The organism is Nonomuraea sp. NBC_00507, assembly GCF_036013525.1.
Lineage (GTDB): Bacteria > Actinomycetota > Actinomycetes > Streptosporangiales > Streptosporangiaceae > Nonomuraea.
This window is the reverse complement of the sequence record NZ_CP107853.1, coordinates 8,277,661-8,301,040: the sequence shown is the minus strand read 5'-3', so window position 1 is coordinate 8,301,040 and position 23,380 is coordinate 8,277,661. Positions and strand designations below refer to the sequence as shown.

Sequence of the window (23,380 nt, the reverse complement as noted above, 5' to 3'; positions counted from 1 at the left end):
GCACATGGCAAACCGCCCGAAGCGCCGCAACCCATGGCTGCCGCACGAGCCGTCGGCCACGGCGACCGGCCGGATCTTCCTGATCCCGTACTCGGGCTGCGGCGCCAGCATGTACCGCCAGTGGCCGCGGCGGCGCGACGGTGCCGAGTTCCTGCCCGTCGAACTGCCCGGCCACGAGACCCGCTTCGCCGAGCCGAACTTCGAGACCTACCAAGAGCTCGCCAAGAGCATGGCGATCGGGCTCGAGGACCATCTCGACGTGCCGTTCGGCTTCTTCGGCCACTGCGGGTCCGCTCTGGCGGCCTACGAGGTGTCGGCCGAGCTGATCAGGAGCGGCATGCCCGCGCCCGCCCGCGTTTACGTCTCCTCGGAGGTGGCCCCGCAGGACGGGCCCGCCGGGCGGTTCCTGTCCATGGACGACGCCGAACTCGGCGCCGAGCTGGAGAAGCTGATCAACCAGCTCGGGGGCAAGCCCAGCGCGGAGCTCATCGAGCTCTACCTGGAGGTGTTACGGGCCGACGTCGAGACCAACAAACGGTACGTGATGCCGGAGCCGTACCGGCTGTCGTGCCCGATCACGGCGATCGGCTGGACCGAGGACGACGAGATTCCGTTCTCCACCATGGGCGGATGGGGGGAGTGCGGCGAGACGACCTCCGTGCTCCTCGAGGGCCGCCACCACCGCTTCATCGAGGCGCCCGAGGACCTGCTGGACGTGATGTGCTCAGGGCTGAGGGCAGCGTAAGGACGGGTAGGAAGGACGGGCAGGTGCGGCACGGCGACCCCCGCTGGCTCAAACGTTTCGGGCGTGGCACGCCCGCCGAGGTCCAGTTGCTCTGCTTCCACCACGCCGGCGGCAGCGCGGTGATGTACCGGCACTGGCCGCAGCTCATGCCGAGCTACATCGAGCCGATCGCGGTGCAGCTTCCCGGCCGGGCCGACCGGTTCGCCGAGCCGCCGTTCGATCGGATGGCGCCGCTCGTGGACGAGCTGATCGCGGTGATCAAGCCCTTGCTCGACCGTCCGCTCGCTTGCTACGGCGTCAGCATGGGCGCGCGGGTGGCCTGGGCGCTCGCGCACGAACTGCGGGAACGCGCGCTGCCGCTGCCGCGCATGTTGTTCGTGGCGGCCAGCATCGCTCCCTGCCTGGACGACGGCACCTGGGCGTGGGAAGACCGCGAGGACGGCCTGGAGGGCTACGTGCGCGAGATGGGCGGCACACCGGCGGAGGTGCTGGCCCAGCCTGAGCTGCTCGCAGGCCTGCTACCCACGCTGAGCGCCGACCTCACCGTGCTCAGCACACACGGCTTCCACCCGGACAAGCCACTGGAGGTGCCCATCCGCGCCTTCGCCGGCACCGAGGACATTGAGTCGCCGCCGCCGCGGATGGACGGCTGGCGCGTGGAGACCACGGCGCGTTTCGACCTCGACCCGGTGCCCGGCGGGCACTTCTTCGACTCCGCCGGCGAGCAGCAGGTGATCAGGACCATCAGCCACGACCTCGCCTGAGCCAAGCATGGTACGGCCCGGCCGGGCCGTACCATGCTTGGCTCAGGTTCGACGGGTCACCACGCAGGGCAGCGAAGTGAACCCGCACTGGTGCGGCGAGTGTGACCGCCGGGCGTTGGCCAGGTCGATCTCGTACCCGGAGATCAACGTCCCGATCTCCTCCAGCGCGATCCGCATCTCCAGCCTGGCCAGCGCGGCCCCGAGGCAGTGGTGCGGCCCATGCCCGAAGCTGATCATCCGTTTGGTGTCGCGATCCAGGTCGAAGGTGTCCGGGTCGGGGAACACCCGCCGGTCCCGGTTGGCCGAGGCGGGCAGCAGCGCGATCCGGGCGCCCTTGGGCATCCGGATGCCGTGCGTGACGGTGTCCTCGGTCAGCACGCGCGCCACCATCTGGCTGGAGGAGTCGTAGCGCAGCGTCTCGGCCGCCCAGCCGTCGGCCCGCCCGTTGAGTCCCGCCCGCTGCACGTCGGGCCGGAGCCAGCCGTGGTACCACGCGTTGCCGAGCGTTTTGCCGGTGGACTCGTTGCCCGCGCCGATCATCACGAACAGGAAGGCGACGATCTGCGCGTCGGTGAGCTTGGCGCCGTTGACCTTCGCCGCGATCATGGCCGAGGTCAGGTCGTCGCCGGGCCGGCGGCGCAGCGAGGTCACCAGGACGACGAAGCGGCTCGCCAGGCGCAGGGCGGCCATGGCCGAGTCCGGGCTGCGTCCGTCCGAGCCGTCCACGTGGTGGTTGAGCAGGTCGGTATCGGCACGCACCGCGTCCCACTCGTCGGCAGGGAAGCCGAGCATCTCGCAGAGGACGTCGTTCGGCAGCGCGGCGGCGTAATCGGCGCAGAAGTCGAACGTCGGCTCGTCCCACAGCCGCTCCAGCCGGGCGCGGGCCAGCTCGCGGATGCGGGGTTCGAGCGCGGCCACGCGGCGGGGGGTGAAGGCCGAGGCCACCAGCCCTCGATAAAGGCCGTGCTCGGGAGGGTCCATGGACAGGAACAGGCTGGTGTTCTTCGCCTGCGGCCCCCACAACTCCGGCTCCAGCGAGATGCCGTGGCTGTTGGAGAAAAGGTGCGGCTCGCGCAGCGCGGCGTGGACGTCGGCGTGGCGTGACAGCGCCCAGAAGTCGCGCTCCTCGTTGCGATAGACCGGCGCGTGCTCTCGCATCCACGCGTAGACGGGATGCGGATCCTCCTGCACCTTGAAGTCGAACGGATCATAGTGCGGCATCAACACTCCACTGCTGCTCACGGCGACTGTACGGCGGGGCCACGCGCTCGTCGCGTCCCCGGAACCTGGGGCCTGCCGAGTCGTGACCGGCGCAGGGACCAAGTGGCTACACTCGCTGCCCATGAGCGACATGGACGAGCACGGCCGGCCCTGGCCGCCCATCGCAGGCGACGAGACCGCGACCCTCCTGGGTTTCCTCGACTACCAGCGCGCGACGCTGGCTTGGAAGTGCCGGGGCCTGGACACCGCGGGCCTGACGGCGACGGTCGCCGCCTCGTCGATGACGCTGGGCGGGCTGCTCAAGCACCTGGCCTACGTGGAAGACGACTGGTTCTGCCGAGCGCTGCACGGCCGGGACCGGTCCGCTCCGTGGAACACCGTGGACTGGCGCGCCGACCAGGACTGGGACTGGCACTCCGCCGCTGACGACACCCCGGACGAGCTGTTCGCGCTGTGGCAGAAGGCCGTGGACCGCTCCCGTGAGGCGGTCGCCGAGGCGCTGGAGGACGGCGGGCTGGACCATCTGGCCCAGCGCGCCTGGCCCAGCGGCCAGGCGCCGAGCCTACGCTGGATCGTGGTCCACATGATCGAGGAGTACGCGCGCCACAACGGTCACGCCGACCTCATCCGGGAGTCGGTGGACGGGGAGACGGGGGAGTAGCCAGGCTTCACGGCTTTCGCGCGGACATCTCCGTATACGACTGGACCAGCGTCCGCGCCGCCGACTCCACCGCGTCGTACGGACGCGCCAGCGACACCCGAATGAACCGGAGACCGCTGTCCGGGTCGGCCCAGTGGAACGGCGCGCACGGCAACACGTGCACCCCGCGCGCGACCATGTCCTTGTACAACAGCGACGAGTCCGGCCCGTGGGAAGGCAGCTCGATCCGTGCGACGCTGATCTGCGAGGCGGGATCGGCCAGCCGCAGATCGACCTCGCCGATCGTCTCCCTGAGGACCGACCGGTTGCGCGCCACCAGGTCGCGGGCGCGCTCGTAGCCGCCGTTCACCCAGTCGCGGGCGAGGCTCGCGATGAGCAGCAGGACCACCGGCGAGGCGGACAGCAGCGACTCGGAGAACGCCCGCTCGATGGGCAGCTTCGTCCGCCCGCTGTAGGCCAGCAGCCCGATCTTGAGTTCATGCGTGGGCCACAACTTGCCGGTGTCCTCGATCACGATCCAGTCGGCGCCCGCCTCGTCGAGGACGGCGTAGGTGTCGTACTGCGCGTCGCGCACCTGCCCGCGGAAGCTGGCGTCCACGATGACGATCTGGCCGTGCCGTACGGCGTGCTCGGCGAGCGAGCGCAGATGGCCTTCGGGGGTGACCAGCCCGGTCGGGTTGTTCGGGTGCGTCACCACGATGGCGCCGACCGGCGGCCCCGGCCAGCGCATGTCGAGCAGCTCCTCCTCCGCCAGCGGCACCAGCTTCAGCCCGCGGGTGGCGAACAGGTCGGCGATGTTGTCGAAGGTGGGGTGCAGGACGGCGATGGTCGACCCGGCAGGCAACGCCCGCGCCACGATGTCGGTGGCGAGCGTCGAGGAGTAGCAGCTCAGGATTCGTCCGGTGCCGACCGGGGCACCGTGCTGCCCGATCGCCTTCAGGAACGTGGCGTGCGCCTCGCGTTCGATGTCGGGGAATGGACGGCGGGACGCTTCGGCGAACATCTCCGGGATCCGGGCGACGATGGCCGCCTGATGCCCGGAGAGGACCAGTCTCGCGTGACCGTCAGTTAGGTTGAGGCCGCCATCGACGTCGGTCAGCGCGTCGACTTCCATCGTGGTGAGGTTGCCAACCTCGATCATCTGTGGCCCTCCCAGCGGCATGACATGGGGCTTCGCGGCATATGCCGCCGCAGCGGCAGCCTAGGTCGAGCCAGGGTCGCGCACCTGTCCCCTCTACTGGGGACCTCCGGGGGATCTGCCCGGGAGGCGGGGGCTGAGAGAATCCGGGCATGAAGCTCACCGCACGAGCACTCAACCGGGCCACACTCGATCGGCAGCTCCTGCTGCGGAGGGAGTCGCTGGACGTCGCCGAGGCGGTGCGCCGCGTGATGGCGTTGCAGGCGCAGCAGACGGCCTCGCCGTATGTCGCGGTGTGGAACCGCGTCGCCGACCTCGACCCCGCCGACCTCGACGCCGCCTTCTCGAGCTACACGGTCGTGCGGGGGACGATGATGCGGATGACGCTGCATGCCGTGCACGTCGACGACTATCCGGCCTTCCGCGACGCCATCGAGCCGACCATGTACGCCACCCATCTGAACGGCCGCTTCACGCCGCGTGGCCTCACCGTCGAGGCGGCGCGGATCCTGGTCAGGGACCTGCTGGAGTTCGCCGGTGAGCCGCGGACCGTGGAGGAGATGAAGGACTGGCTGGAGCCACGCCTCGGCGGGCTGTCGGCGGCGGGGGTGTGGGCGATCCTGCGCTCATACACGCCGCTGCTGCGGGTGCCGACCGGCGGGCCGTGGTCGTTCACCACGCGGGTGTCGTGCGTGGCCTCCTCACCTCAACCCACGCTCGACCTGGACGCCTCCGCCGAGGCCCTGCGGGTGCTGACGCGGCGTTACCTGGAGGCGTTCGGACCCGCGTCGGTGGCGGACATCGCGCAGTTCGCGCTCGTTCAGCAGGCCCGGGTCAAGGGTGCGCTGCGTGCCATGGACGGCGAAGTCGAGCAGCTCGAAGGCCCCGACGGCAAGGTGATGTGGGACCTGCCGGGCGCGTCCCGCCCGCCCGAGGACACCCTGGCGCCGCCCCGGCTGATGGCCATGTGGGACAACACGCTGCTCGCGCACGTGGACCGCGACCGCCTGCTCCCGCCCGCCTACCGCAAGCTCGTCATCCGCGCCAACGGCGACGTGCTGCCCACGCTGCTCGTCGACGGCTACGTCGCCGGGGTGTGGCGGCCGGCCGAAGGAGGGATCGAGGCGGCGGCGTTCCATCCGCTGCCGGACCAGGCGTGGGACGGGCTCGCGGCCGAGGCGAAGGCCCTGGTGACGCTGCTGGCCGGGCGCGAGCCGCATCCCTATCGCCGCTACGACCGCTGGTGGGAGAAGCTTCCCGACCTGGAGACCATCCTGCTTCCGGGGTAGCCCCTGGTTCGCGTGACAGGCGACACGGGCGACATGTCCGTACGTTCCGAATATGCGCGACCTGGCATCGGGTGAGCTTGTCTACGACCCGTTCTCTTACCGGATCCACGAGGACCCGTATCCGGTGTTCGCCTGGATGCGCGAGCACGCACCGCTCTACCACAACGCCGAGCGGGACTTCTGGGCGCTGTCCCGCTACGAGGACGTCCTGTCCGCGCTGCGGAACCCGGAGTTGTTCTCCAGCCGTAACGGCATCTCCCTGGAGCCGGATCTGTGGGGGCCGGCCGCGGTCAAGACCAGCTTCTTCCTCGCCCTGGACCCTCCCGACCACGGCACGATGCGCCGCCTGCTGGGTAACGCGTTCAAGCCCCGGTGGGTGGCGGCGCTGGAGCCCCGGATACGGGAGCTGACGCGGGCCAGGCTGGCGCCGGTACGCGACGGCGGGATCTTCGACTTCGCGGACTTCGCGGCAGCCGTACCGAATGATGTCATGTGCGAGGTCGTCGGCATACCCGCGGCGGACCGCGACCGGATCCGCGCCGACAACGACCTGCTCAACCACTGCGAGGACGGCGCCGACGAGAGGTCGGGCGAGACCATCGGCGCGGGGCTGCGCCTCGCCGTCTACTACGTGAACCTGATCGCGGAGCTGCGCAAGCGGCCGGGCGACGACCTCACCTCGATGATGATCGAGGCGCGGATCGGAGGGAAGCCTCTGACGGACTCGCAGCTCGTGGCCTTCCTCTTCCTGCTCGTCAGCGCGGGCAACGACTCGACCGGCAAGCTGATCGGCAACGCCTGGTATCACGGGTGGCGCCTGCCCGACGTTGGCGAGGCGGGCCTGAACGGGCGGACGCGGGAGTGGGCGGCCGAGACGCTGCGCTACGACTCGCCCAGCCAGATGATGGCCAGGACGCTCACAGAGGACAGCGTCATCCACGGCGTCCGGCTGGCCAAAGGCGCCAGGATCGCGTTGCTGCCCGCTTCCGCCAACCGCGACGGGCGGGTCTTCCCCGACCCGGACACCTTCGACCTGGACCGCGACACGAGCAAGCACATCGCCTTCGGCCACGGCCCGCACTTCTGCCTCGGCGCGGCGCTGGCCCAGCTCGAGATCGCGGTCGTGCTGCAGGAGGTCGGCGCGGTGGTGTCGGACTACGACCTCGACCTGTCCGCCGCCCAGCGCGTCCACTCGCCACATCAGCGCGGGTTCGCCTCGCTGCCCTCCGAGCTCACCCTCCGCCCCCAACCGTTGTCCGCCGTCTGAGGAGCACCCCCATGCCGATCTCCTTCGAGATCCGTCCCAGCGACCACCCCGTGCCGGACGCGGAACGGCAGGCCGTGCTGGCCGCGCCGGGGTTCGGCGAGCATTTCACCGACCACATGGCCACGCTGCGCTGGACGACCGAGCAGGGCTGGCATGAGGCCCGCGTGGAGCCGTACGCGCCGCTCAGCCTCGATCCGGCGACCGTGGTCTTCCACTACGCCCAGGAGTTCTTCGAGGGCATGAAGGCGTACAGGCAGGACGGCGGGGCGATCGTGATGTTCCGGCCGAGGTGGAACGCCGCCCGGTTCAACCGGACGGCGCGCCGGCTGGCGGCGCCCCAGTTGCCCGAGGACGTCTTCGTCAGGATGCTGGAGCTGCTGGTCACCCAGGAGCAGGACTGGGTGCCGTCGGGCGACGGCAACAGCCTCTACCTGCGCCCCTTCATGATCGCGACCCAGCGCGGTCTCGGCTTCACGCTGCCCTCGCGCAGCTACCTGCTGTGCGCCATCGCCTCCCCGGCGAGTTATCTCGGCGGCGGAGGCACGCCGAGGCCGCTCACGGTGTGGTTGTCGGAGGACTACACGCGCGCCGCTCCCGGTGGCACCGGCGACGTCAAGGCGGCCTGCAATTACGCTCCCGCGTTCGCCGCCCAGCAGGCGGCCGTGGCGCGTGGCTGCGACCAGGTGGTCTGGCTGGACGCTGCCGAGCACGTCTGGGTCGAGGAGATGGGCGGGATGAACCTGTTCTTCGTCTATGCCGCCAAGGACGGCCGGCACCGGATCATGACGCCCGCGCTGACCGGGACGCTGCTGCCCGGGGTGACCCGCGACTCGCTGCTTCACCTCGCGCCCACGCTCGGCATCGACGTCGAGGAGGGCCGGATCTCGGTCGATCAGTGGCGGGCGGAGTGTGCGTCCGGCGAGCTCGTCGAGGTGTTCGCCTGCGGCACGGCGGCCACCGTGATCCCGGTCGGCGCGGTCAGGAGCGCCTCGGGTGACTGGCTCGTCGGTGACGGCGGCGTGGGGCCGGTCACGCTCATGTTGCGCCAGAGCCTCATGGACATCCAGTACGGCCGCGCCCCCGACCCGTTCGCCTGGATTCATAAGGTTTGTTAATTTACGGGCTCAATGTCCCCTGAAGGGGGGAATGGTGTTGTTACGCGGCGCTCGGGATGCTCATGGCACTACGAAGGGAGCATCCCCTTGCGACTGAATCCGAGGACGGTGCGCCAGATCGACTCGCCGTTCGGCGAGGCAGGCGAATTGGAAAGTCGGCGCCGCGGGGAACGGGACCTGCTCGACCTCTCTCAGGCGGCGCCGTGTTATCCGGCCGCTCCGGCCGTGGTCGAGCACATCGCCGCCGTCGCGCGCGACCCCCACGGCGGGGACTACACCGACATCGCCGGATTGCCGCACCTGCGCGAGGCATTCGCCGCCGACCTCTCCCGAAGCTACCTGAGCCACGTGCGCGCGGAGCAGATCGTCATCACGGCGGGCTGCAACCAGGCCTTCTGCCTCGCGGTGTCCGTGCTGGCGGAGGCGGGCGACGAGGTGGTGCTGGCGGTGCCGTACTACCCGAACCACGACATGTGGCTGCGCCTGAACGGCATCCGGCCGGTCTACCTGGAGCCCGGCCCGGATCTCGTGCCGGACCCGGAGGCGGCCGAGGCGCTGATCACACCGCGGACCCGGGCGATCGTCTTGGTGACGCCGGGCAACCCCAGTGGGGTGACGGCCGGCCCTGAGGCGATCGAGCGCCTGGCGGAGGTGGCCAGACGGCATGACCTGGCGCTGATCCTCGACGAGACCTACCGCTCCTTTCGCGACACCGCCGAACCGGCGCACCGGCTTCTGTCCGACCCTCAGTGGGAGCAGACGGTGGTGAGCCTGCACAGTTTCTCGAAGGACTATGCCATTCCCGGCTACCGGGTGGGGGCTGTGGTCGCCTCGCCGCTGCTCAACCGCGAGGTGATGAAGCTGCTCGACTGTGTGGCGATCTGCGCGCCGCGCATCGGGCAGGAGGCCGCCTGGGCGGGCCTGACGCTGGCTCAGGAGTGGCGGCTCGCGCGGGCGCGCGAGCTTGAGGAGAAGCGGCGGCGCTTCGCCGCCGTGATGGCGGAGCGGCCGGGTGGCTTCGAGCTGGTCTCCGCAGGGGTCTTTTTCGGGTGGATGCGCCATCCGTTCGCCGGGCGCTCCACCGAGGAGGTCGTCCGGGACCTAGCGATCATGTATGACACGCTCGTCATTCCCGGTACGGCATTTCTTCCTGAAGATGGTCGGATGCTCCGGGCAAGTTTTAGCAATGTGGATCAGAAATCGTTTGCTGATTTCGCTAATCGCTTGACCGCTGCGGGAATGTCGCGCACGACCATACCGGCGAATTGATCACGTTTACCTAGATCCCGCATTTATCCAGGAGTAGTTTGCGGCGATGTGTGGGCCGTGAGGGACCTTATCATCTCGTCTGTGGTGCTGCCTATAGGCTTTATCGCGCCACTTCTAGGTCAACTCCGGAAATTACCGACCGGCGCGGAATCATCACCTGATGTGAAATTCGACAGGTTAAAACCGAGAGGTTGACATCGGTGAGATAACAGCTTAGAAAAGGCTAGTAAGGTAAATAGCGAGTCAAGAAGGGTATTTCCTGGCTTGTAATGGAAAGCTATGATGATGCCCGGTCGACGGGATGTGCGGGGGCCCCGTGATCAGAATCGACGTCCTTACCAGTTCGCCAATCTTCCTCGCTGGGCTCGTCCAGGCTCTGACAAGTGCCGGCATTCAGGTGGTCGCGGAGAGGACCTCTCCCGACGAAGAACCCTCCTGGATAGCAGACGCCGCGTTAATCGACGTGGACGCGCTTCCGCTCTCCGACAATCTGGCCTACATCAGGGAAGTGGCCAAGCGCACCGAAGTCCTGGTCCTGAACAACGGCGACGACACCGACAGCTACCTGCACGCGGGAGCGTCGGGTGTCATCGGCAAGCGGGCGACGGCCGAGCGAGTGGTCTCGGCGGTGCGGGCCGTGGCGTCCGGCACCCGCTTCGTTCCCGTCGAATGCGAAGTACGGCCCATGCTCGAACGCCACGAGGCGCCCGGCTGTCACCTCTCCGAGCGGGAGGAACAGGTGCTCCGCCAGATCTCCAGGGGCCTGACACACGGGCAGATCGCCACGCGGCTCGGCATCAGCCCCCACACGGTCGACACCTACGTCAAACGGATCAGGACCAAGCTCGGCGTGGGCAACAAGGCCGAGCTCACCCGCGCGGCCCTGCTGGGCCGTCTGGTCGGAAGCGAGAACGCAGGAGCCGAGAACGGCCACGTGACCAACCTCGCGGCGGCACACGACGGCCCGGCGATCCGGGAGTGAGCGCCTCACGCGGCCTGACGGGCAATTCCACCGTCAGGCCGCGTCAAGTGTGACCGTAGTGACCACCAGCCCACCCTGTACGGCGAAGCGCCCCGTAAGCTCCCGCAGCCGCTCACCGGCCACGAAAGGCCCCGGCACCAGCAGACGACCCACAAAGGACGCCGTGGCCTCCTCGACCACCACATCGACGGCGTCGTAGTCGAGAAACGACCCGGCCAGCGGATACCACGCCTTGAACACCGACTCCTTCGCGCTGAACAGCACCCGGTCCCAGGCTACCCGCGGGTTGTCGCGGGCCAGCCTTTCGAGCCTTGCGCCCTCCGCCGACGTGGCCACGAGCGTCAGCACCTCGGAAGGCAGAGGCCCATGCGGCTCGGCGTCGATGCCGAGCGCGAGCAGGTCGTCCGTTCGCGCCACCGCGGCGGCCCGGTATCCGGCGCAGTGCGTGATGCTGCCCACCACCCCCTCCGGCCAGCGCGGCGCGCCACGCTCACCCTTGGGGATGCAAACCGGCGGCAACCCGAGCCGGACGAGGCCGGACCGGGCCAGGTGGCGCCCGGTCGCGAACTCCTGGCGGCGGCCGCGCAGCGCCCGCGTCACGCAGGCCACCTCCTCCGGGTGCAGCCGCACCCCCGGCGGGTCGCCGTACGCCTCGGCCACCGCCACGGCGGGCGGGAGTATCCGCTCGATCACGTCGGCTCGACGGGAAGAGGCAGCACCTGGCGCGGTCCGGTGCCGTTGGCCCCGCCCCGCCTGGACCACTCCCGTGGATAGCCCACGGAGACCTCGATGTGCGGCACGCCGTCGTGCCAGGTGGTCCTGCGGATGTGCAGGTGGCCGTAGACGACCGCGGCGGCGTTGAAGCGCAGATGCCAGTCCGCGGTGCGCTGCGTGCCGCACCACTGCGCGAAGAGCGGGTAACGCAGGACCCGCGTGGGCTCGCGCACCAGCGGGAAGTGGTTCACCAGCACCGTGCGGACCCCGGGTCCGAGCTCGGCCAGGCGCTCCTCGGTCCCCTTGACGCGCGCCTCGCACCAGGCTTCCCGGCTCACGTACGGGTCGGGGTGAAGCAGTAGCTCGTCGGTGCAGACGACGCCGGACTCGTACGCCTGCGCGAGCGCCTCTTCCTTGGTCATCGTCCCCTCGGGCAGGAAGCTGTAGTCGTACAGCAGGAACATGGGCACCACCGTCACAGGCCCGCCGGGCCCCGTCCAGACCGGATAGGGATCCTCGGGGGTGACCACGCCGAGCCCGCGGCACATCTCGACCAGGGCTCGGTAGCGGTCCTCGCCACGCGGGCCGTGCACGTCGCCGGGCAGCGTCCACAGCTCGTGGTTGCCCGGCGTCCAGATCACTTTGGCGAACCTCTCGGTGAGCAGCCGAAGCGCCCACTCAATCTCGCCGGGCTGCTCCGCGACGTCCCCGGCCACGATCAGCCAGTCGCCCGGGGAGCCGGGCTCCAGGTCGAGGAGCAGCCTGCGGTTGTCCTTGTAGCCGACGTGGAGGTCGCTGACCGCCAGGAGCCTGGGGCCGCTCACCGCGCGTCCGCGACCGGCACGTCTTCGAGCAGCGCCCGCCGTACGCGCGACAGCCCGGCCGTCAGTTCCGCGGTGGTGCCGCCGAAGCCCAGCCGTGCGTAGCCGGTGAAGGCGTCGCCGAAACACTCGCCGGGCACCAGCAGCACCCTGTCCCGCTCGGCGAGCCGACGACACACGGCGGTGGCGTCGGGGTGGCGGGGGAATTCCACGAACGCGGTCACGCCGCCGTCGGGCGGGTTCACCCGCACAAGGTCCAGGAGTTCCGCCGCCCAGTCGCGCAGCAACCGCAGGTTGCCGTGCGCGTGCTCGCGCTGCATCGCGACGATCCGGTCGGCGTTCCTGACCGCCTTCTCGGCGAAGAACTCCAGCACCGGCGAGACGTACAACGCGATGTAGTCGCGCAGCACCGCCATCCGGGACAGCAGCTCGGGCGGCGCGAGGCACCAGCCGACCCGGAGCCCGGCCAGCCCGTAGCTCTTGGAGAACGTGCCGAACGTGATGCACTTGTCGTATCGGCCGAAGGGCAGCGGCAGGGGGTCGGCCGTGTATGTCAGCTCGCCGAAGGCGTGGTCCCACACCAGCCAGGCGCCGGCCTCGGCGGCGATGTCGATCAGCTCCTGCTGTTGCTCGCGCGTGATGGAGACGCCGGTCGGGTTGTGCGGGAAGTTGACCACGATCATCTTCGGCCGGTTGGAGGCCAGCTTCCGCAGCAGCGGCAGGTCGGCGGAGAAGCCCTCCTGCGCGCGCAGCGGCCACGGGGTGATCCGGCAGCCCAGCCCGGCGGCGATGTCGTACAACTGCTGGTAGGCGGGATCGACCACGATCACCTCGTCACCCGGGTCCAGCAGCGTGTGCATGACGATGTAGATCGCCTCGCTGGAGCCGTGGGTGACCATCACGCCGTCCACGTCGCCACCCGTCCACCGGTCGGCCAGCGCCGCCCGCAACGCGCCGCCGCCGAAGCTCTCACTGTCATGAAAGATCATCGAGCCGAGCTCGGACAGGTCGAACCCGCAGATCGCCCTCAGCTCGTCGATGGTCAGGTCGCGCACGCCGCTGCTGCCGATGTCGTGGTCGACGTTGTGGTAGTAGAGGCGCATCCACTCTTCGAGCTTCGCAATCGCGAGCTTCATGAACTGTCATCCTTTACTGGTCGGTGCAAGGGTGAGGACGTGCTCCGCCGCCGCCTCGACGCTCTTCCTCGTCCAGCGCATGGGGGTATCCAGCCCCATACGCCAGAGCTCCAGCTGGTCGTCGAAGTTGGGATGGAACGCGTGCCCGGAGGTGCCGGCCAGCAGAACCCATCGTGACCCATCCGGATCGGACAGGTCGACGATCATCCGCATCGTGGGCACGAAGACTACATCGTCGTACCCACCCGCAGCCGACCAACTCGTGGAGTTGACCGCGTCGCCGCCGCCGGCGATCGGCACCGGGCCTCGGTTGAACAACCACTCCACCGGCGCGATGCCGGACTGGCCGGGCCCGTAGCCCCGCAACATCAGCGTGTGCAGGTCGCCCCAGCGCCAGGCGGCCGGGTCGGGGCCGAGCCGCTCGGTGAGCTCGGCGGTGGCCTCGCCCATGGCGGCGGCGAGGATGTCGGCCATCGACTCTCTCTTGCCGGTGTGCCGGTCGTCCCACCACGGCGACTCGGGCGACTTCAGCAGCGAGGCCACGACCTCCCACCAGCGGTCGCCGTTGCCCGCCTTGCGGTCCTGCGGCAGTTCGTCGAAGGTCCGCGCGAGCAGACTCCGCCAGGTCGCGTTGTAGAAGGCCGCCGCTGCTGACTCGGTGCTCTGCTGGAAGTCCCAGCCCTTCAGCAGGTCCCGCGCCTTGGCGACGGCGCCGTCGTTCAGGGGAACGGCCAGCAGCGGGGGCACCACGGCGGCGGCGCCGCCGTTGTGGTTGTCGGACTGCATCCGCCGCATATCCGCCACACCGATCTTCCCGCGCGCCGTGCGTTCGGCGATCAGGTCGAGGATGCGGTGGCCGCGGTAGCCGTACGTCCAGTCGGTGGTGATGACGTGCGGGTAGGATGCCCCGGCAACCGCCTGGTTGGCGGTGACGATGACGCCGTCGGGCGGGTCGTACAGCGTTGGCAACTCGGCGAACGGGATGAAGCCCGTCCAGTCGTAAGCGGAATCCCAGCCCGGGACCGGCCAGGATCCGTCACCCTTGCCGCGGACCGGGATGCGTCCCGGCGCCTGGTAGCCGATGTGGCCGTCCACGTCGGCGTAGACCAGGTTCTGCGCGGGCTCGTCGAAGAGCGTCGCCGCCGCCCGGAACTCCGTCCAGTTCGCCGCCTTGTTGATGCCGAAGAGCGCGTCCATTGTCCGGCCAGGCTCGAACGCCGTCCAGCGCAGCGCCACCGCGTACGGCTCCGCCGCCCGCGTGGGTACCCCGGGCTCGCCGGTGTCCAGGCTGGGCAGCGGCCCCGGCGTTAAGCTCGGCACCGGTCTGCCCGACGGGTCCAGGGGAGGCCGGGCCGCCACCCCGAGCATGTCCGCCCGCCGGTCCGACAGCAGGGGGCCGTGCCGCGTGGCGCGCACGGTGATCGTCACCGGCTCGCCGCCCGCCACTTTGATGACCTCCTGCCGCGAGTCGAGCGCGCGCCACGCCTTGCCGTCGAAGTACCGTTCACCTTCGACCTTCTCCAGGTACAGGTCGGACACGTCGGCGGGCAGGTTGGTCAGCCCCCAGGCGATCCGCTCGTTGCGTCCCGTGACCACGCCGGGCAGGCCGGGCATCGTGAAGCCCTGCACGTTGTACGCGCAGGAGCACTGCAGCCCGATCTGGTACCACGTCCCCGGCAACGACGCCGCCAGATGCGGGTCGTTGGCCAGCAGTGGCTTGCCCGACGCCGTCAGCGCGCCGCTCACCACCCAGGAGTTCGAGCCGATGCCTGCCGTGTCCTCGCCCGTGCGGAGCGGGAGCGAGCGCAGCGCGTCGAGCGCGGGGGCCGCCTCCCGCCACACGCGAGCGGGAAGCGGCCGGGACGGGGTGCCCGGCGTGTCCACGATGGCGCGGTTCTTCGCGTACGGGTAGGGCGGGTAGAGCTGCTCGATCTGGCGCCTGCTCAGGCCCTGGGCCAGCAGCAGCGAGCGGTCGATCTCGGCGTCCATGTTGCCCAGCAGTTCCCACGCCATCGCCTTCAGCCAGGCCAGGGAGTCCACCGGGTCCCACGGCTCCACCGTGTAGCCGGGGTTCTGCAGGCCGAGCACGGTGTACTCCAGGCTTTTCGCTCCAGAGGCCGCGGCGGCGCCGTTCGCGGCGATCCAGGCGTTGACGCCGTCGGCGTAAGCGCGCAGGTGGCTCCTCGCCTCTGGTGAGATCCGCTGCCATTCCTGCTCCGCGGTCCGCCGCCAGCCGAGCGTGCGCAGGAAGGCGTCGGTGCGCACGAGCGGGGGGCCGAACAGTTCCGCCAGGCGGCCCGAGGTCAGGTGCCGCCGGTAGTCCATCTCCCAGAAGCGATCCTGGGCGGTGATGTAGCCCTGGGCCTGGAAAAGGTCCGTGGCCGAATTCGCATAGATCTGGGCGACGCCGTAGGAGTCCCGGAAGACCGTCACCGGCGCGGTGAGGCCGGGCAAGGACAACGTCCCGTCGTACTGAGGGAAGCCGCGCCGCACCGACCACACCGCCAGCCCGGACACCGCGAGCGCGAGCACCACGACCACCGCTCCCGTCCACCGCACCACCCTCCGCAACCGGCGGCGGCGTGGGACGGGGCCGCCGGGCTCCGGCAGATCGGGACGGACATCCGGTCGGGTCTCATCGGGAATCATCGCACCTGCCTGGAGAGCATCGTCACGCCTCGTCCACGAGCCGCGCCAGCTCGTCGACGGTCGGGGCCGCGAGCACGTCCACCAGCGACACCTCCACCGCGAACACCTCGCGGACCTGGGCGGCCAGCCGGGTCGCCACGATGGAGGAGCCGCCGAGCGTGAAGAAGTTGTCGTGGACGCCGACGTCGCCGACGTCGAGGAGCTCCTGGAAGATCTCCGCCAGGCGCCGCTCCACCGGCGTGCGCGGCGCCACATGCGCGTCGGCCGGGCCGAGGTCCGCCTCCGGCGTCGGCAGCGCGCTCAGGTCGTAGTCGCCCTCCGGCGTCAGCGGAAGCGCGTCCAGCACGAACAGGTGGTCCGGTATCAGATAGCCGGGCAGCCTGCTGCTGAGGTGCTGCCGGATCCGGATCGTGCCGACCGCCGGGTCCGGGCCGGTGACGTAGCCGAGCAGCATCGTCCGGCCGTCCACGCCGACGTACCCGGTCACCACCGCGCCGCGCACGTCAGGAACGCGGCGCAGGGCGGCCAGGGTCTCGAAGGTGTCCACCTGCGGGTCGGTGTGGTTCACCACGGTGTTTCCCGTCCCTTCGTCACCGGAGCTTGCCGACGAACTCCAGCGTCCCGTCCGCCCAACGGCGGCCCAGGTCGCTGGTGTGGTAGTCGCCGAAGCAGATCTCGGCGACCTCGCCGGTCGCGGCCGGCTGTCCCGATGGGTGCAGTAACCGCGCGGGCAGGTCGTTGAGCGGCACGCCGAGCGGCACCCGCAGCGGCGCCGTGTCGAGCTGCCAGTCGTACGGCACCGCGTACGCGGCCAGTGGCCGCCCGTCGAGGCCCATCCGGTAGACCGCCACGTACTGACAGTCCGGCGACAGCCGCCGCAGCGCGTCCAGGTCGTGGGAGATGAGCTCGCCTGGGTTGTCCAGGAACACGCACCGCAACCCCGGCAGCTCCGGCAGGTTCCCACCGGCGGCGATCGTGCGCAGGAGCGGCGCGTCGACGTAGGCGACGCTGACCGAGTTCTCCTTCAGCCACGCCACGAGGCCGTCGAGGTCTCCGGTGAACGAGCGGTCCGGCACGACCAGCGTCGCTCCGGCGTGGAACGCGCTCGTCATCGCCGACACCAGATGTGCGGGGCTGCTCGACACCGCCGCGAACCGGTCGTCACCGCAGAGCCCGAACCGCTCAACCGCCCAGTCCCGCCGGCCCGCCGCCGCGGGGTCGCCAAGGCCGTCGGCACCGCCGCCGAGCTCGCCGAGGTCGAGCGGGCCCTCACCCACGTCAAGCACCGCCGGGCCCTGCACGCCGGGCGCGTCCACGCTGAACGCCACTCCCGCCCGCACGCATCCGAGGACCGCCGCCACGAACGCCGCCGTGGGCCGGCTGACGACGCTGATCCTTTCCGCGTCGGGAAGCGTCCGCGCGATGTGTTCGGCCGCCGCGGCGAGCCATCCGTAGCTCCACTCGCCGTCCCGGTCCGCCACCGCGACCTGCTCAGAGGTACGGCCCTGCCGTACCACCGCCAGGTGCGGCGCGGGAAGCACCCGCTCGCCAGGCGTCACCTCGGCCGCCTCCTCCAGCGGATAGTCGAGGATCCCCTTGCCCGGATCGCGCACCACCGCGTTGAGCATCGTGCGCAGGTGCTCCAGCAGCGCGTCCATCATCGCCGCCTGGTACCGCTCGGCGTCGTACTCCAGCCGAAGCTGGAAGGCCCCGAACGCCTCCAGCGCGGTGAAGACGAGGTCAAAGCTGCTCAACAGCTCCGGCAGTGGCATCACCTCGAGGCCGACGTCGCCGATGCGCCGGATCGGTGGCAGGTCGAACACGTTCAGGACCACCTGGAAGATCGGCGTCCTGCGCGGGTCGCGCGGCACCTGCAGTTCCTTCACGAGCTCGTCGAAAGGCGTGTCCGAGTGCGTGTAGCCGTCCACCGACACCTGGCGGGCCCGCCGCAGCAGCTCGGTGAAGTCCGGGTCGCCCGACAGATCGAGGTGGAGCGGCATGGTGTTGATGAAGCAGCCGATCAGGTTCTCCAGCGCGACGTCGGTCCGCCCGCTCACCGAGGTCCCGATCACGATGTCGGACTGGCCGGACCAGCGCCGCAGCACCGTCGCCAGGCAGGCCAGCACGAGCATGAACGGGGTGACGCCGAGGCGGCGGCACAGCTCGTGCAGTGCGACCGTCTGCTTGTCGGTCATCTTCAGCATGCTGCGCCCGCCCCCGGCCCCGGGGTTCAGCGGCGCGTTCGGCATGGTGATCGCGGGCGGCGCTCCGGCCAGGTGGCCGCGCCAGTACTTGACCTTCTCCGCGAGTGCGTCCCCGGTCAGGCGTTCGCGCTGCCAGACGGCGAAGTCGCGGTACTGGACAGGGAGCTCGGGCAGGCCCGCCCGCGCCACGTCCCCGCCCGATTCGTACAGCGCCAGCAGCTCCCGCCCGAACAGGCCGATCGACCAGTTGTCCGAGACGACGTGGTGCGAGGTGATGTTGAGCAGGTGCTCAGTGTCGCTCAGCCGGACCAGCGTGCACGTGAACAGCGGCCCCTCAGCCAGGTCGAAGGCGGTGCTGAACTGCTCGTCCAGCATGCGCTTGCCGATCTCGAATCCGTCCTCGGCGGCGGAGAGGTCCACCACGTTGAGCCGCCAGTCTCCCACCTCGCCGACCACGGGCACCGGCCGGCCATCCACGACGGGGAACGTGGTGCGCAGCACCTCGTGGCGCGCCACGATCGCGCGGATGCTGGCCTCGAGCACGTCCACCTGGAGCGGGCCGGCGAGGCGGTAGCGGCCGCCGACGTGGTAGGCGGTCTTCGGCCGGAGCTGATGTTCCAGCCACAGGCGTTCCTGGTCGAAGGAGAGCACCGGCTCGGCGTCCGGCGGCCGTGGCCGGACGATCCGGTCCGGGCTGGCGTCCGTGGCCGCCTGCGCCAGCAGCGCGATCGTCGGCTGCTCGAAGAAGTCGAGTGGCGACAGCCCGATCCCCTCCTCCTGGGCTCTGGCCACGACCTGGATGGCCTGGATGGAGTCGCCGCCGAGCTCGAAGAAGTTGTCGTGGATGCCGACCTTGTCCACGCCGACGACGGTGGCCACGATGGCGGCCAGCCTCCGCTGCAGCGGCGTGCTGGGCGCGACGTAGTCCTCGATCAGCTCGGGCCTGCCGCCGTCCGGCGCGGGCAGCCGTTTGCGGTCGAGCTTGCCGTTGGCGCTGAGGGGGAGCGCGTCGAGCTCCACGAGCGCCGAGGGCACCATGTAGGCGGGCAGTTCGCGTTCGAGGTAGCGGCGCAGCTCGGTGAGGGTCGGCGCGGCTTCCGCGCGCGCCGGGACGAGGTAGGCGACCAGGCGGCGGTCGCCGGGCACGGGCTCGTAGAGGGCCACGACGGACTCGCAGACCTGCGGATGCCTGCTGAGCACCGATTCGATCTCCGCGGGCTCCACCCGGAAGCCGCGGATCTTGATCTGTGTGTCGACGCGGGAGACGAACTCGAGGTTCCCGTCGGGGCGCTGGCGGACCAGGTCGCCGGTGCGGTAGAGGCGCTCGCCGGGATGCGCGGGGTCGGCGACGAAACGCTGCGCGGTCAGGCCGGGGCGGCCGAGGTAACCTCGGGCCAGGCTGACCCCGCCGATGTACAGCTCGCCGACGCCGCCCGTCGGCACCGGCGCGAGTCTGCTGTTGAGGATGCGCAGGTCGGCCGACGGAATCGGGGTGCCGATCGGCAGGTTCGGCCAGTCGAAGCTCTCGCCCGGGTCGAGGCGGAAGAAGGTCGAGCTGACCGTGGTCTCCGTCAGCCCGTAGACGTGCATCAGCGGCACGCCGAGCCGCGGCCACATGGCCAGCCGTTCGGGCAGGACCCGCTCTCCGCCGATGATCACCAGGCGCAGGCAGCTCGGCAGCACCCGGCCCAGCCGGTCGAGTTCGCGTACCCACTCGTGCCAGTACGCGGTCGGCAGCTCCATCACGGTGAGCCGCTCGCGTTCGACGAGATCCACCAGGTCGGCCTCGCCGCTGATCAGGTGCTGGGTCGGGATGACCACCGCGCCGCCCGCCAGCCAGATCGGGAACAGTTCCTCCACCAGCACGTCGAAGCTCGGCGAGGCGAACTGCAGGAACCTGTCGCCGGCGCCGAGCCCGAGGCGCTCCATGATGTCGCGGGCGAACGTCACCAGCGAGCGGTGGTCGATCATGGCGCCCTTGGGCCGCCCGGTCGAGCCCGAGGTGTAGACGACGTAGGCCAGCGAGGCGAGGTCCGGCGGGTCGTCCAGGTCGTGGTCGGCGTGCTCGCCGGTCGCGGGACCGTCGAGGAGGACGGTTCCGGCGGGCGGGTCGGTCACGAGCGGCGCGAGCCGTACCTGTGTGATCAAGACCTTCGCACCCGCGTCGGCGAGCATGAAGGAGATGCGCTCGGGCGGATACGACGGGTCGACGGGGACATAGACGCCACCGGCCTTGAGCACGCCGAGGATCGCCACGGCCAGCTCAGGGGAACGCTCCACCAGGATGCCGACGGGAGTCTCCCGGCCCACACCCCTGGCCCGCAACTCCCGCGCCAACCGGTTGGCGGCCCGGTTGAGGCTGCCGTAGCTGGTCGCGACCCCGTCGCAGACGACGGCGGGCGCGTTCGGCGCGAGCGCGACCCGGCGCTGGAACAACTCGACGAAGCCGACGTCTGAGGTGTGCGGCCGGACGGGTGCCGCTGGGGCGGCGATCAGCGTCACCTGCCGCACCGCCGCGTCGGGCACGGCGACGAGCCGGCGCAGGATCTCCTCGAACTGCCCGGCCAGCAGGACGATGGTCTCCCTGTCGAACAACTCGGTCATGTAGTGCCACTGGAGCTGCAGCGACTCGGGACCCGGGATGGCCGACAGGGTGAGGTCGACCGACACCAGCCCGAGGTCGATCGGCTCCGGCGTGATGCGCAGGCCGGGAACCTCCAGGCTCTCGCCGGGTACGGTGAGGACGTTGATCCACAACCGGCTCAGCGAGGTCTGCGACGCCTCCCGGCCCAGGTCCAGCAGCTCGATCACGCGTTCAAACGGCACGTCCTGGTGGTCCATGGCGACGGCCATGGACTCGCGTGCCCTCCGGACGACCTCGCGCAACGTGAGCTCGCCAGTCAGCCGCACGCGCAGCGGGAGTGGGTTGGCGAAGCAGCCGATGACCTGCTCCGTCTCCAGCCGGTTGCGGCCGGACACCAGTGAGCCGACGACCAGGTCGTCCTGTTCGAGGTAGTGGTGGAGGAGGATGGAGCACCCTGCCAGCAGGATGGAGACCAGCGGGGCGTTCTCGCGTTCGCTGAACGCGCCGAGCGCGGCGGTGAGCTCCGCCGGCAGGTTCACGATGTGGACGTCGCCGGCGAAGGACGGCCGCGCCGGATACGGCCGGTCGGCGGGCAGCTCGGGCGGCGTCTCGATGCCATCGAGCGCCTGCCGCCAGTGCTCCAGCTCGGCGGCCACCCGCTGGTCGTCGAACTGCTCGCGCTGCCAGGCGGCGAAGTCGCCGAACTGGATGTCGGGGGCGGGCAGGGTGCCGCCATCGTTCTTGCGCAGGCCGTACAAGGTGACGAGCTCGCGCACGATGATCGACAACGACCACGCGTCCGAGGCGGCGTGGTCGGTGGTGAACAGCACGACGTGCAGGTGCTCGGCCAGGCGCAGCAGCGTGACCCGCAACCGGTGCGGGTCGCGGGGGTCGAAGGGACGCATGATTTCGGCTTTGCAGTGCCGCCGCACCGCCGCCCGCTGGTCCTCGGGCGCGACGTGCGTCAGGTCCACCACGGGAGTGGGCACGGGACCGGTGGGATGGGTGACCTGCACAGGCGTGCCGTCATCCTGGAGCTCCACCGTGGAGCGCAGCACCTCGTGACGCTCGACGACCTCCGTCAGCACACTGCCGAGCAAGCCGAGGTCAAGCCCGCCCTCGATGCGGAAGGCACTGTTGATGTTGTTGGCCGACCGGAGCCGCTCGATGGCCCATTCCCGCTGCTGCGCGATGCCCAGCGGGGTGGGGAGGGAACGATCGCGTGGCCGGATCCGCTGCTCGCGGACGGGCTCACGGGTCGCCAGCAGGTCCGCGACCCGTGACTCCAACGTCGCCCTCTGCTCCGGTGAGAGAGCTGCGATCCGGCTTTGCAGGTCGGTCATGAGGTCTCCCCATCCGCGCGTTGCCGCGCAAGAGCCATTGCTGATGGATCGGGCTCCTCTTTCGCCGCTGCCTTCTTCGCGCCGCCGGTGGGCCGGTCGGGCAGGGCACGCAGGTCAGGCCGGCGGTAGGCGAGGAGCGCCGTCACGATCACGGCCAGGCCGCAGACCAGGATGAGCAGGGCGGTCCCTCGGCCCGGGCCCACCCCGAAGAACGTCCCCACCGAGCCGGTGAGCGGCCCGCCCTCCCGGAGAAGCGGCTCGAAGACCTGGTCGGCCAGCGGGCCGGAGAGAGCGAAGGCCACACACTGGACGGTGTTGGCCACCATGTTGAAGAAGGCGAACACCCGGCCCTGGATGTCCGGCTCGACCTCGACCTGGAGGATGCCCCTGGCCGTGCCGTCGACGATCGTGGAGAACAACGAGTAGCCGAAGGCCGCGATCATGATCAGGGCGACGCTGGGCTGTACCACTCCCAGGCACATGAACCCGCCGATCGGCAGCGTGAGGCCGGCCAGCGCGTGGATGCGGCGGCGCGGCCCGCCCCAAGCGGCCAGCACCAGGCTGCCCACCACGGCGCCGACTCCCGCCGCCGCCAGCACCACGCCGAGTGCTTCGGCAGAGGCGTAGGAAAGGACCACCGGCGTGATCAGCACGTCGGCGGGGGCGACCGCGACGCCGACCGTGCCGTACAGGACGACGAGCGCCAGCAGGTCGCGCCGGGCCGACAGGTAACGCCAGCCCTGCCGAATCTCGGCGCCGAGGCCGCCGCCGCCCGTCGAGCCCCCTTCGGACCTGCGCTGGCGCGGGATGGAGACGAGCAGCACGGCCAGCATGTTGACGACGAAGGAGGCGCAGTCGATCAGGAGGACACCGCCGAGCCCGACGGCCATCAGCAGCACGCCGCCCGCGGCGAAGCCCAGCGTGCCGCCGAGGGCCTGGGCCAGGAGCACCATCCCGTTCGCGCGGCCGACCTGCTCTTTCGGCACGAGCAGGATGACGATGGAGTTCATGCTCGGTGCCGTCAGCGCGCGCAGCAGCGACTGGATGCCGACGACGATGAAGATGTGCCACGGCTGGAGCGTCCCGCTCAGGAACAACGCCGCCAGCGCGAAGATCGTGACCGCGGACAGCGCGTTGCTCACCGCCAGGATGCCGCGCCGGCTCCAGCGGTCCACGAGCGCCCCGGCGACCGGCGTCGCCAGGATGCCCGGCAGGAAGCTCATGACGATGATCAGCCCGTACTGAGTGGCCGAGCCCGTCCGCTGGAACACCCACACACCGAGCGCGAGGCTGGTGAGCGATGAGCCGAGCACCGAGACCAGATAACCCACCCAGAGTGTGGTGAACCTACGCATGAGCGATCGCTCCGTCCGCCGTCGATGGCCGTCGCACGCGCCCATGCTCGTGGATCCGGCAGCCGCCATCACCTCCCCACTTCAGGGGACACACCCGTTGCTTTCTGGCGCGCGTAACCGGTG

General features: G+C 70.2%; 17 protein-coding genes. 8 read left to right on the top strand and 9 right to left on the bottom strand.

The window, feature by feature from the left end:
- The first annotated feature begins 4 nt into the window (after window positions 1-4).
- Together OHA25_RS40055 and OHA25_RS40050 are read left to right on the top strand one after the other, a co-directional pair.
- Window positions 5-745, top strand: coding sequence for a thioesterase II family protein (locus OHA25_RS40055; RefSeq protein ID WP_327582113.1), 741 nt, complete (start codon window positions 5-7; stop codon window positions 743-745).
- A gap of 23 nt (window positions 746-768) precedes the next feature.
- Window positions 769-1,509 carry a thioesterase II family protein gene (locus tag OHA25_RS40050; RefSeq protein WP_327582112.1) on the top strand — a complete coding sequence of 247 codons (741 nt, stop codon included), beginning with the start codon at window positions 769-771 and terminating at the stop codon, window positions 1,507-1,509.
- A gap of 42 nt (window positions 1,510-1,551) precedes the next feature.
- Here OHA25_RS40050 and OHA25_RS40045 read toward each other — a convergent pair whose 3' ends face one another.
- The gene (locus OHA25_RS40045) at window positions 1,552-2,730 is read right to left on the bottom strand and encodes a cytochrome P450 (RefSeq protein ID WP_327582111.1); all 1,179 of its coding nucleotides are present in this window, start codon (window positions 2,728-2,730) and stop codon (window positions 1,552-1,554) included.
- Between the two features lie 121 nt (window positions 2,731-2,851).
- Here OHA25_RS40045 and OHA25_RS40040 point away from each other — a divergent pair, with 121 nt between their 5' ends.
- Window positions 2,852-3,391, top strand: a complete 540-nt coding sequence (locus OHA25_RS40040) for a DinB family protein (RefSeq protein ID WP_327582110.1) — start codon at window positions 2,852-2,854, stop codon at window positions 3,389-3,391.
- A 7-nt stretch (window positions 3,392-3,398) separates the two neighbouring features.
- Here the strand turns inward: OHA25_RS40040 and OHA25_RS40035 are convergent, their stop codons facing one another.
- Window positions 3,399-4,532 carry an aminotransferase class I/II-fold pyridoxal phosphate-dependent enzyme gene (locus OHA25_RS40035; protein ID WP_327582109.1) on the bottom strand — a complete coding sequence of 378 codons (1,134 nt, stop codon included), beginning with the start codon at window positions 4,530-4,532 and terminating at the stop codon, window positions 3,399-3,401.
- A 149-nt stretch (window positions 4,533-4,681) separates the two neighbouring features.
- Between OHA25_RS40035 and OHA25_RS40030 the strand changes: the two genes are divergently transcribed.
- The 5 genes from OHA25_RS40030 to OHA25_RS40010 all read left to right on the top strand — a co-directional run bounded on the left by OHA25_RS40030 (window position 4,682) and on the right by OHA25_RS40010 (window position 10,451).
- The gene (locus OHA25_RS40030) at window positions 4,682-5,818 is read left to right on the top strand and encodes a winged helix DNA-binding domain-containing protein (RefSeq protein ID WP_327582108.1); all 1,137 of its coding nucleotides are present in this window, start codon (window positions 4,682-4,684) and stop codon (window positions 5,816-5,818) included.
- Window positions 5,819-5,870: 52 nt separating this feature from the next.
- Window positions 5,871-7,085 (top strand): cytochrome P450, encoded by a 1,215-nt coding sequence (locus OHA25_RS40025; protein WP_327582107.1) that lies wholly within the window; start codon window positions 5,871-5,873, stop codon window positions 7,083-7,085.
- An 11-nt stretch (window positions 7,086-7,096) separates the two neighbouring features.
- The gene (locus OHA25_RS40020; RefSeq protein ID WP_327582106.1) at window positions 7,097-8,200 is read left to right on the top strand and encodes a branched-chain amino acid aminotransferase; all 1,104 of its coding nucleotides are present in this window, start codon (window positions 7,097-7,099) and stop codon (window positions 8,198-8,200) included.
- A gap of 87 nt (window positions 8,201-8,287) precedes the next feature.
- A complete protein-coding gene (locus tag OHA25_RS40015) occupies window positions 8,288-9,469 on the top strand; it encodes an aminotransferase (RefSeq protein WP_327582105.1) in 1,182 nt (393 codons plus the stop codon).
- A gap of 463 nt (window positions 9,470-9,932) precedes the next feature.
- Complete coding sequence (locus OHA25_RS40010) at window positions 9,933-10,451, top strand: response regulator transcription factor (protein WP_327582104.1); 519 nt, start codon at window positions 9,933-9,935, stop codon at window positions 10,449-10,451.
- Window positions 10,452-10,484: 33 nt separating this feature from the next.
- On the opposite strand, the gene OHA25_RS40005 is transcribed toward OHA25_RS40010, so the two are convergent.
- From OHA25_RS40005 to OHA25_RS39975, 7 genes are read right to left on the bottom strand one after another with little or no spacing between them, the layout of a single operon-like run.
- Window positions 10,485-11,144 carry a 4'-phosphopantetheinyl transferase family protein gene (locus tag OHA25_RS40005; RefSeq protein WP_327582103.1) on the bottom strand — a complete coding sequence of 220 codons (660 nt, stop codon included), beginning with the start codon at window positions 11,142-11,144 and terminating at the stop codon, window positions 10,485-10,487.
- Window positions 11,141-11,989, bottom strand: a complete 849-nt coding sequence (locus OHA25_RS40000; RefSeq protein WP_327582102.1) for a metallophosphoesterase family protein — start codon at window positions 11,987-11,989, stop codon at window positions 11,141-11,143. Before OHA25_RS40000 ends, OHA25_RS40005 begins: the two co-directional genes overlap by 4 nt.
- On the bottom strand, window positions 11,986-13,122 hold the full coding sequence (gene vioD / locus OHA25_RS39995) for a capreomycidine synthase (protein ID WP_327582101.1): 1,137 nt from the start codon (window positions 13,120-13,122) through the stop codon (window positions 11,986-11,988). Before vioD ends, OHA25_RS40000 begins: the two co-directional genes overlap by 4 nt.
- A gap of 6 nt (window positions 13,123-13,128) precedes the next feature.
- Window positions 13,129-15,771: a penicillin acylase family protein gene (locus tag OHA25_RS39990; protein WP_327582100.1), complete on the bottom strand. Its 2,643-nt coding sequence runs from the start codon at window positions 15,769-15,771 to the stop codon at window positions 13,129-13,131.
- A gap of 22 nt (window positions 15,772-15,793) precedes the next feature.
- A complete protein-coding gene (locus OHA25_RS39985; RefSeq protein ID WP_327582099.1) occupies window positions 15,794-16,342 on the bottom strand; it encodes a phosphopantetheine-binding protein in 549 nt (182 codons plus the stop codon).
- A 19-nt stretch (window positions 16,343-16,361) separates the two neighbouring features.
- A complete protein-coding gene (locus tag OHA25_RS39980) occupies window positions 16,362-21,902 on the bottom strand; it encodes a non-ribosomal peptide synthetase (protein WP_327582098.1) in 5,541 nt (1,846 codons plus the stop codon).
- Complete coding sequence (locus tag OHA25_RS39975; RefSeq protein WP_327582097.1) at window positions 21,899-23,257, bottom strand: MFS transporter; 1,359 nt, start codon at window positions 23,255-23,257, stop codon at window positions 21,899-21,901. The genes OHA25_RS39980 and OHA25_RS39975 overlap by 4 nt, the downstream gene beginning before the upstream one ends.
- Window positions 23,258-23,380: the final 123 nt, after the last annotated feature.

Excerpts from the sequence above, each read along its gene's own strand:
- OHA25_RS39975 (WP_327582097.1), bottom strand. The coding sequence starts at position 23,257 with ATGCGTAGGTTCACCACACTCTGGGTGGGTTATCTGGTCTCGGTGCTC.
- OHA25_RS40030 (WP_327582108.1), top strand. The coding sequence starts at position 4,682 with ATGAAGCTCACCGCACGAGCACTCAACCGGGCCACACTCGATCGGCAG.
- OHA25_RS40020 (WP_327582106.1), top strand. The coding sequence starts at position 7,097 with ATGCCGATCTCCTTCGAGATCCGTCCCAGCGACCACCCCGTGCCGGAC.
- OHA25_RS40040 (WP_327582110.1), top strand. The coding sequence starts at position 2,852 with ATGAGCGACATGGACGAGCACGGCCGGCCCTGGCCGCCCATCGCAGGC.
- OHA25_RS40025 (WP_327582107.1), top strand. The coding sequence starts at position 5,871 with ATGCGCGACCTGGCATCGGGTGAGCTTGTCTACGACCCGTTCTCTTAC.
- OHA25_RS39980 (WP_327582098.1), bottom strand. The coding sequence starts at position 21,902 with ATGACCGACCTGCAAAGCCGGATCGCAGCTCTCTCACCGGAGCAGAGG.
- OHA25_RS40055 (WP_327582113.1), top strand. The coding sequence starts at position 5 with ATGGCAAACCGCCCGAAGCGCCGCAACCCATGGCTGCCGCACGAGCCG.
- vioD (WP_327582101.1), bottom strand. The coding sequence starts at position 13,122 with ATGAAGCTCGCGATTGCGAAGCTCGAAGAGTGGATGCGCCTCTACTAC.
- OHA25_RS40045 (WP_327582111.1), bottom strand. The coding sequence starts at position 2,730 with ATGCCGCACTATGATCCGTTCGACTTCAAGGTGCAGGAGGATCCGCAT.
- OHA25_RS40035 (WP_327582109.1), bottom strand. The coding sequence starts at position 4,532 with ATGATCGAGGTTGGCAACCTCACCACGATGGAAGTCGACGCGCTGACC.
- OHA25_RS39990 (WP_327582100.1), bottom strand. The coding sequence starts at position 15,771 with ATGATTCCCGATGAGACCCGACCGGATGTCCGTCCCGATCTGCCGGAG.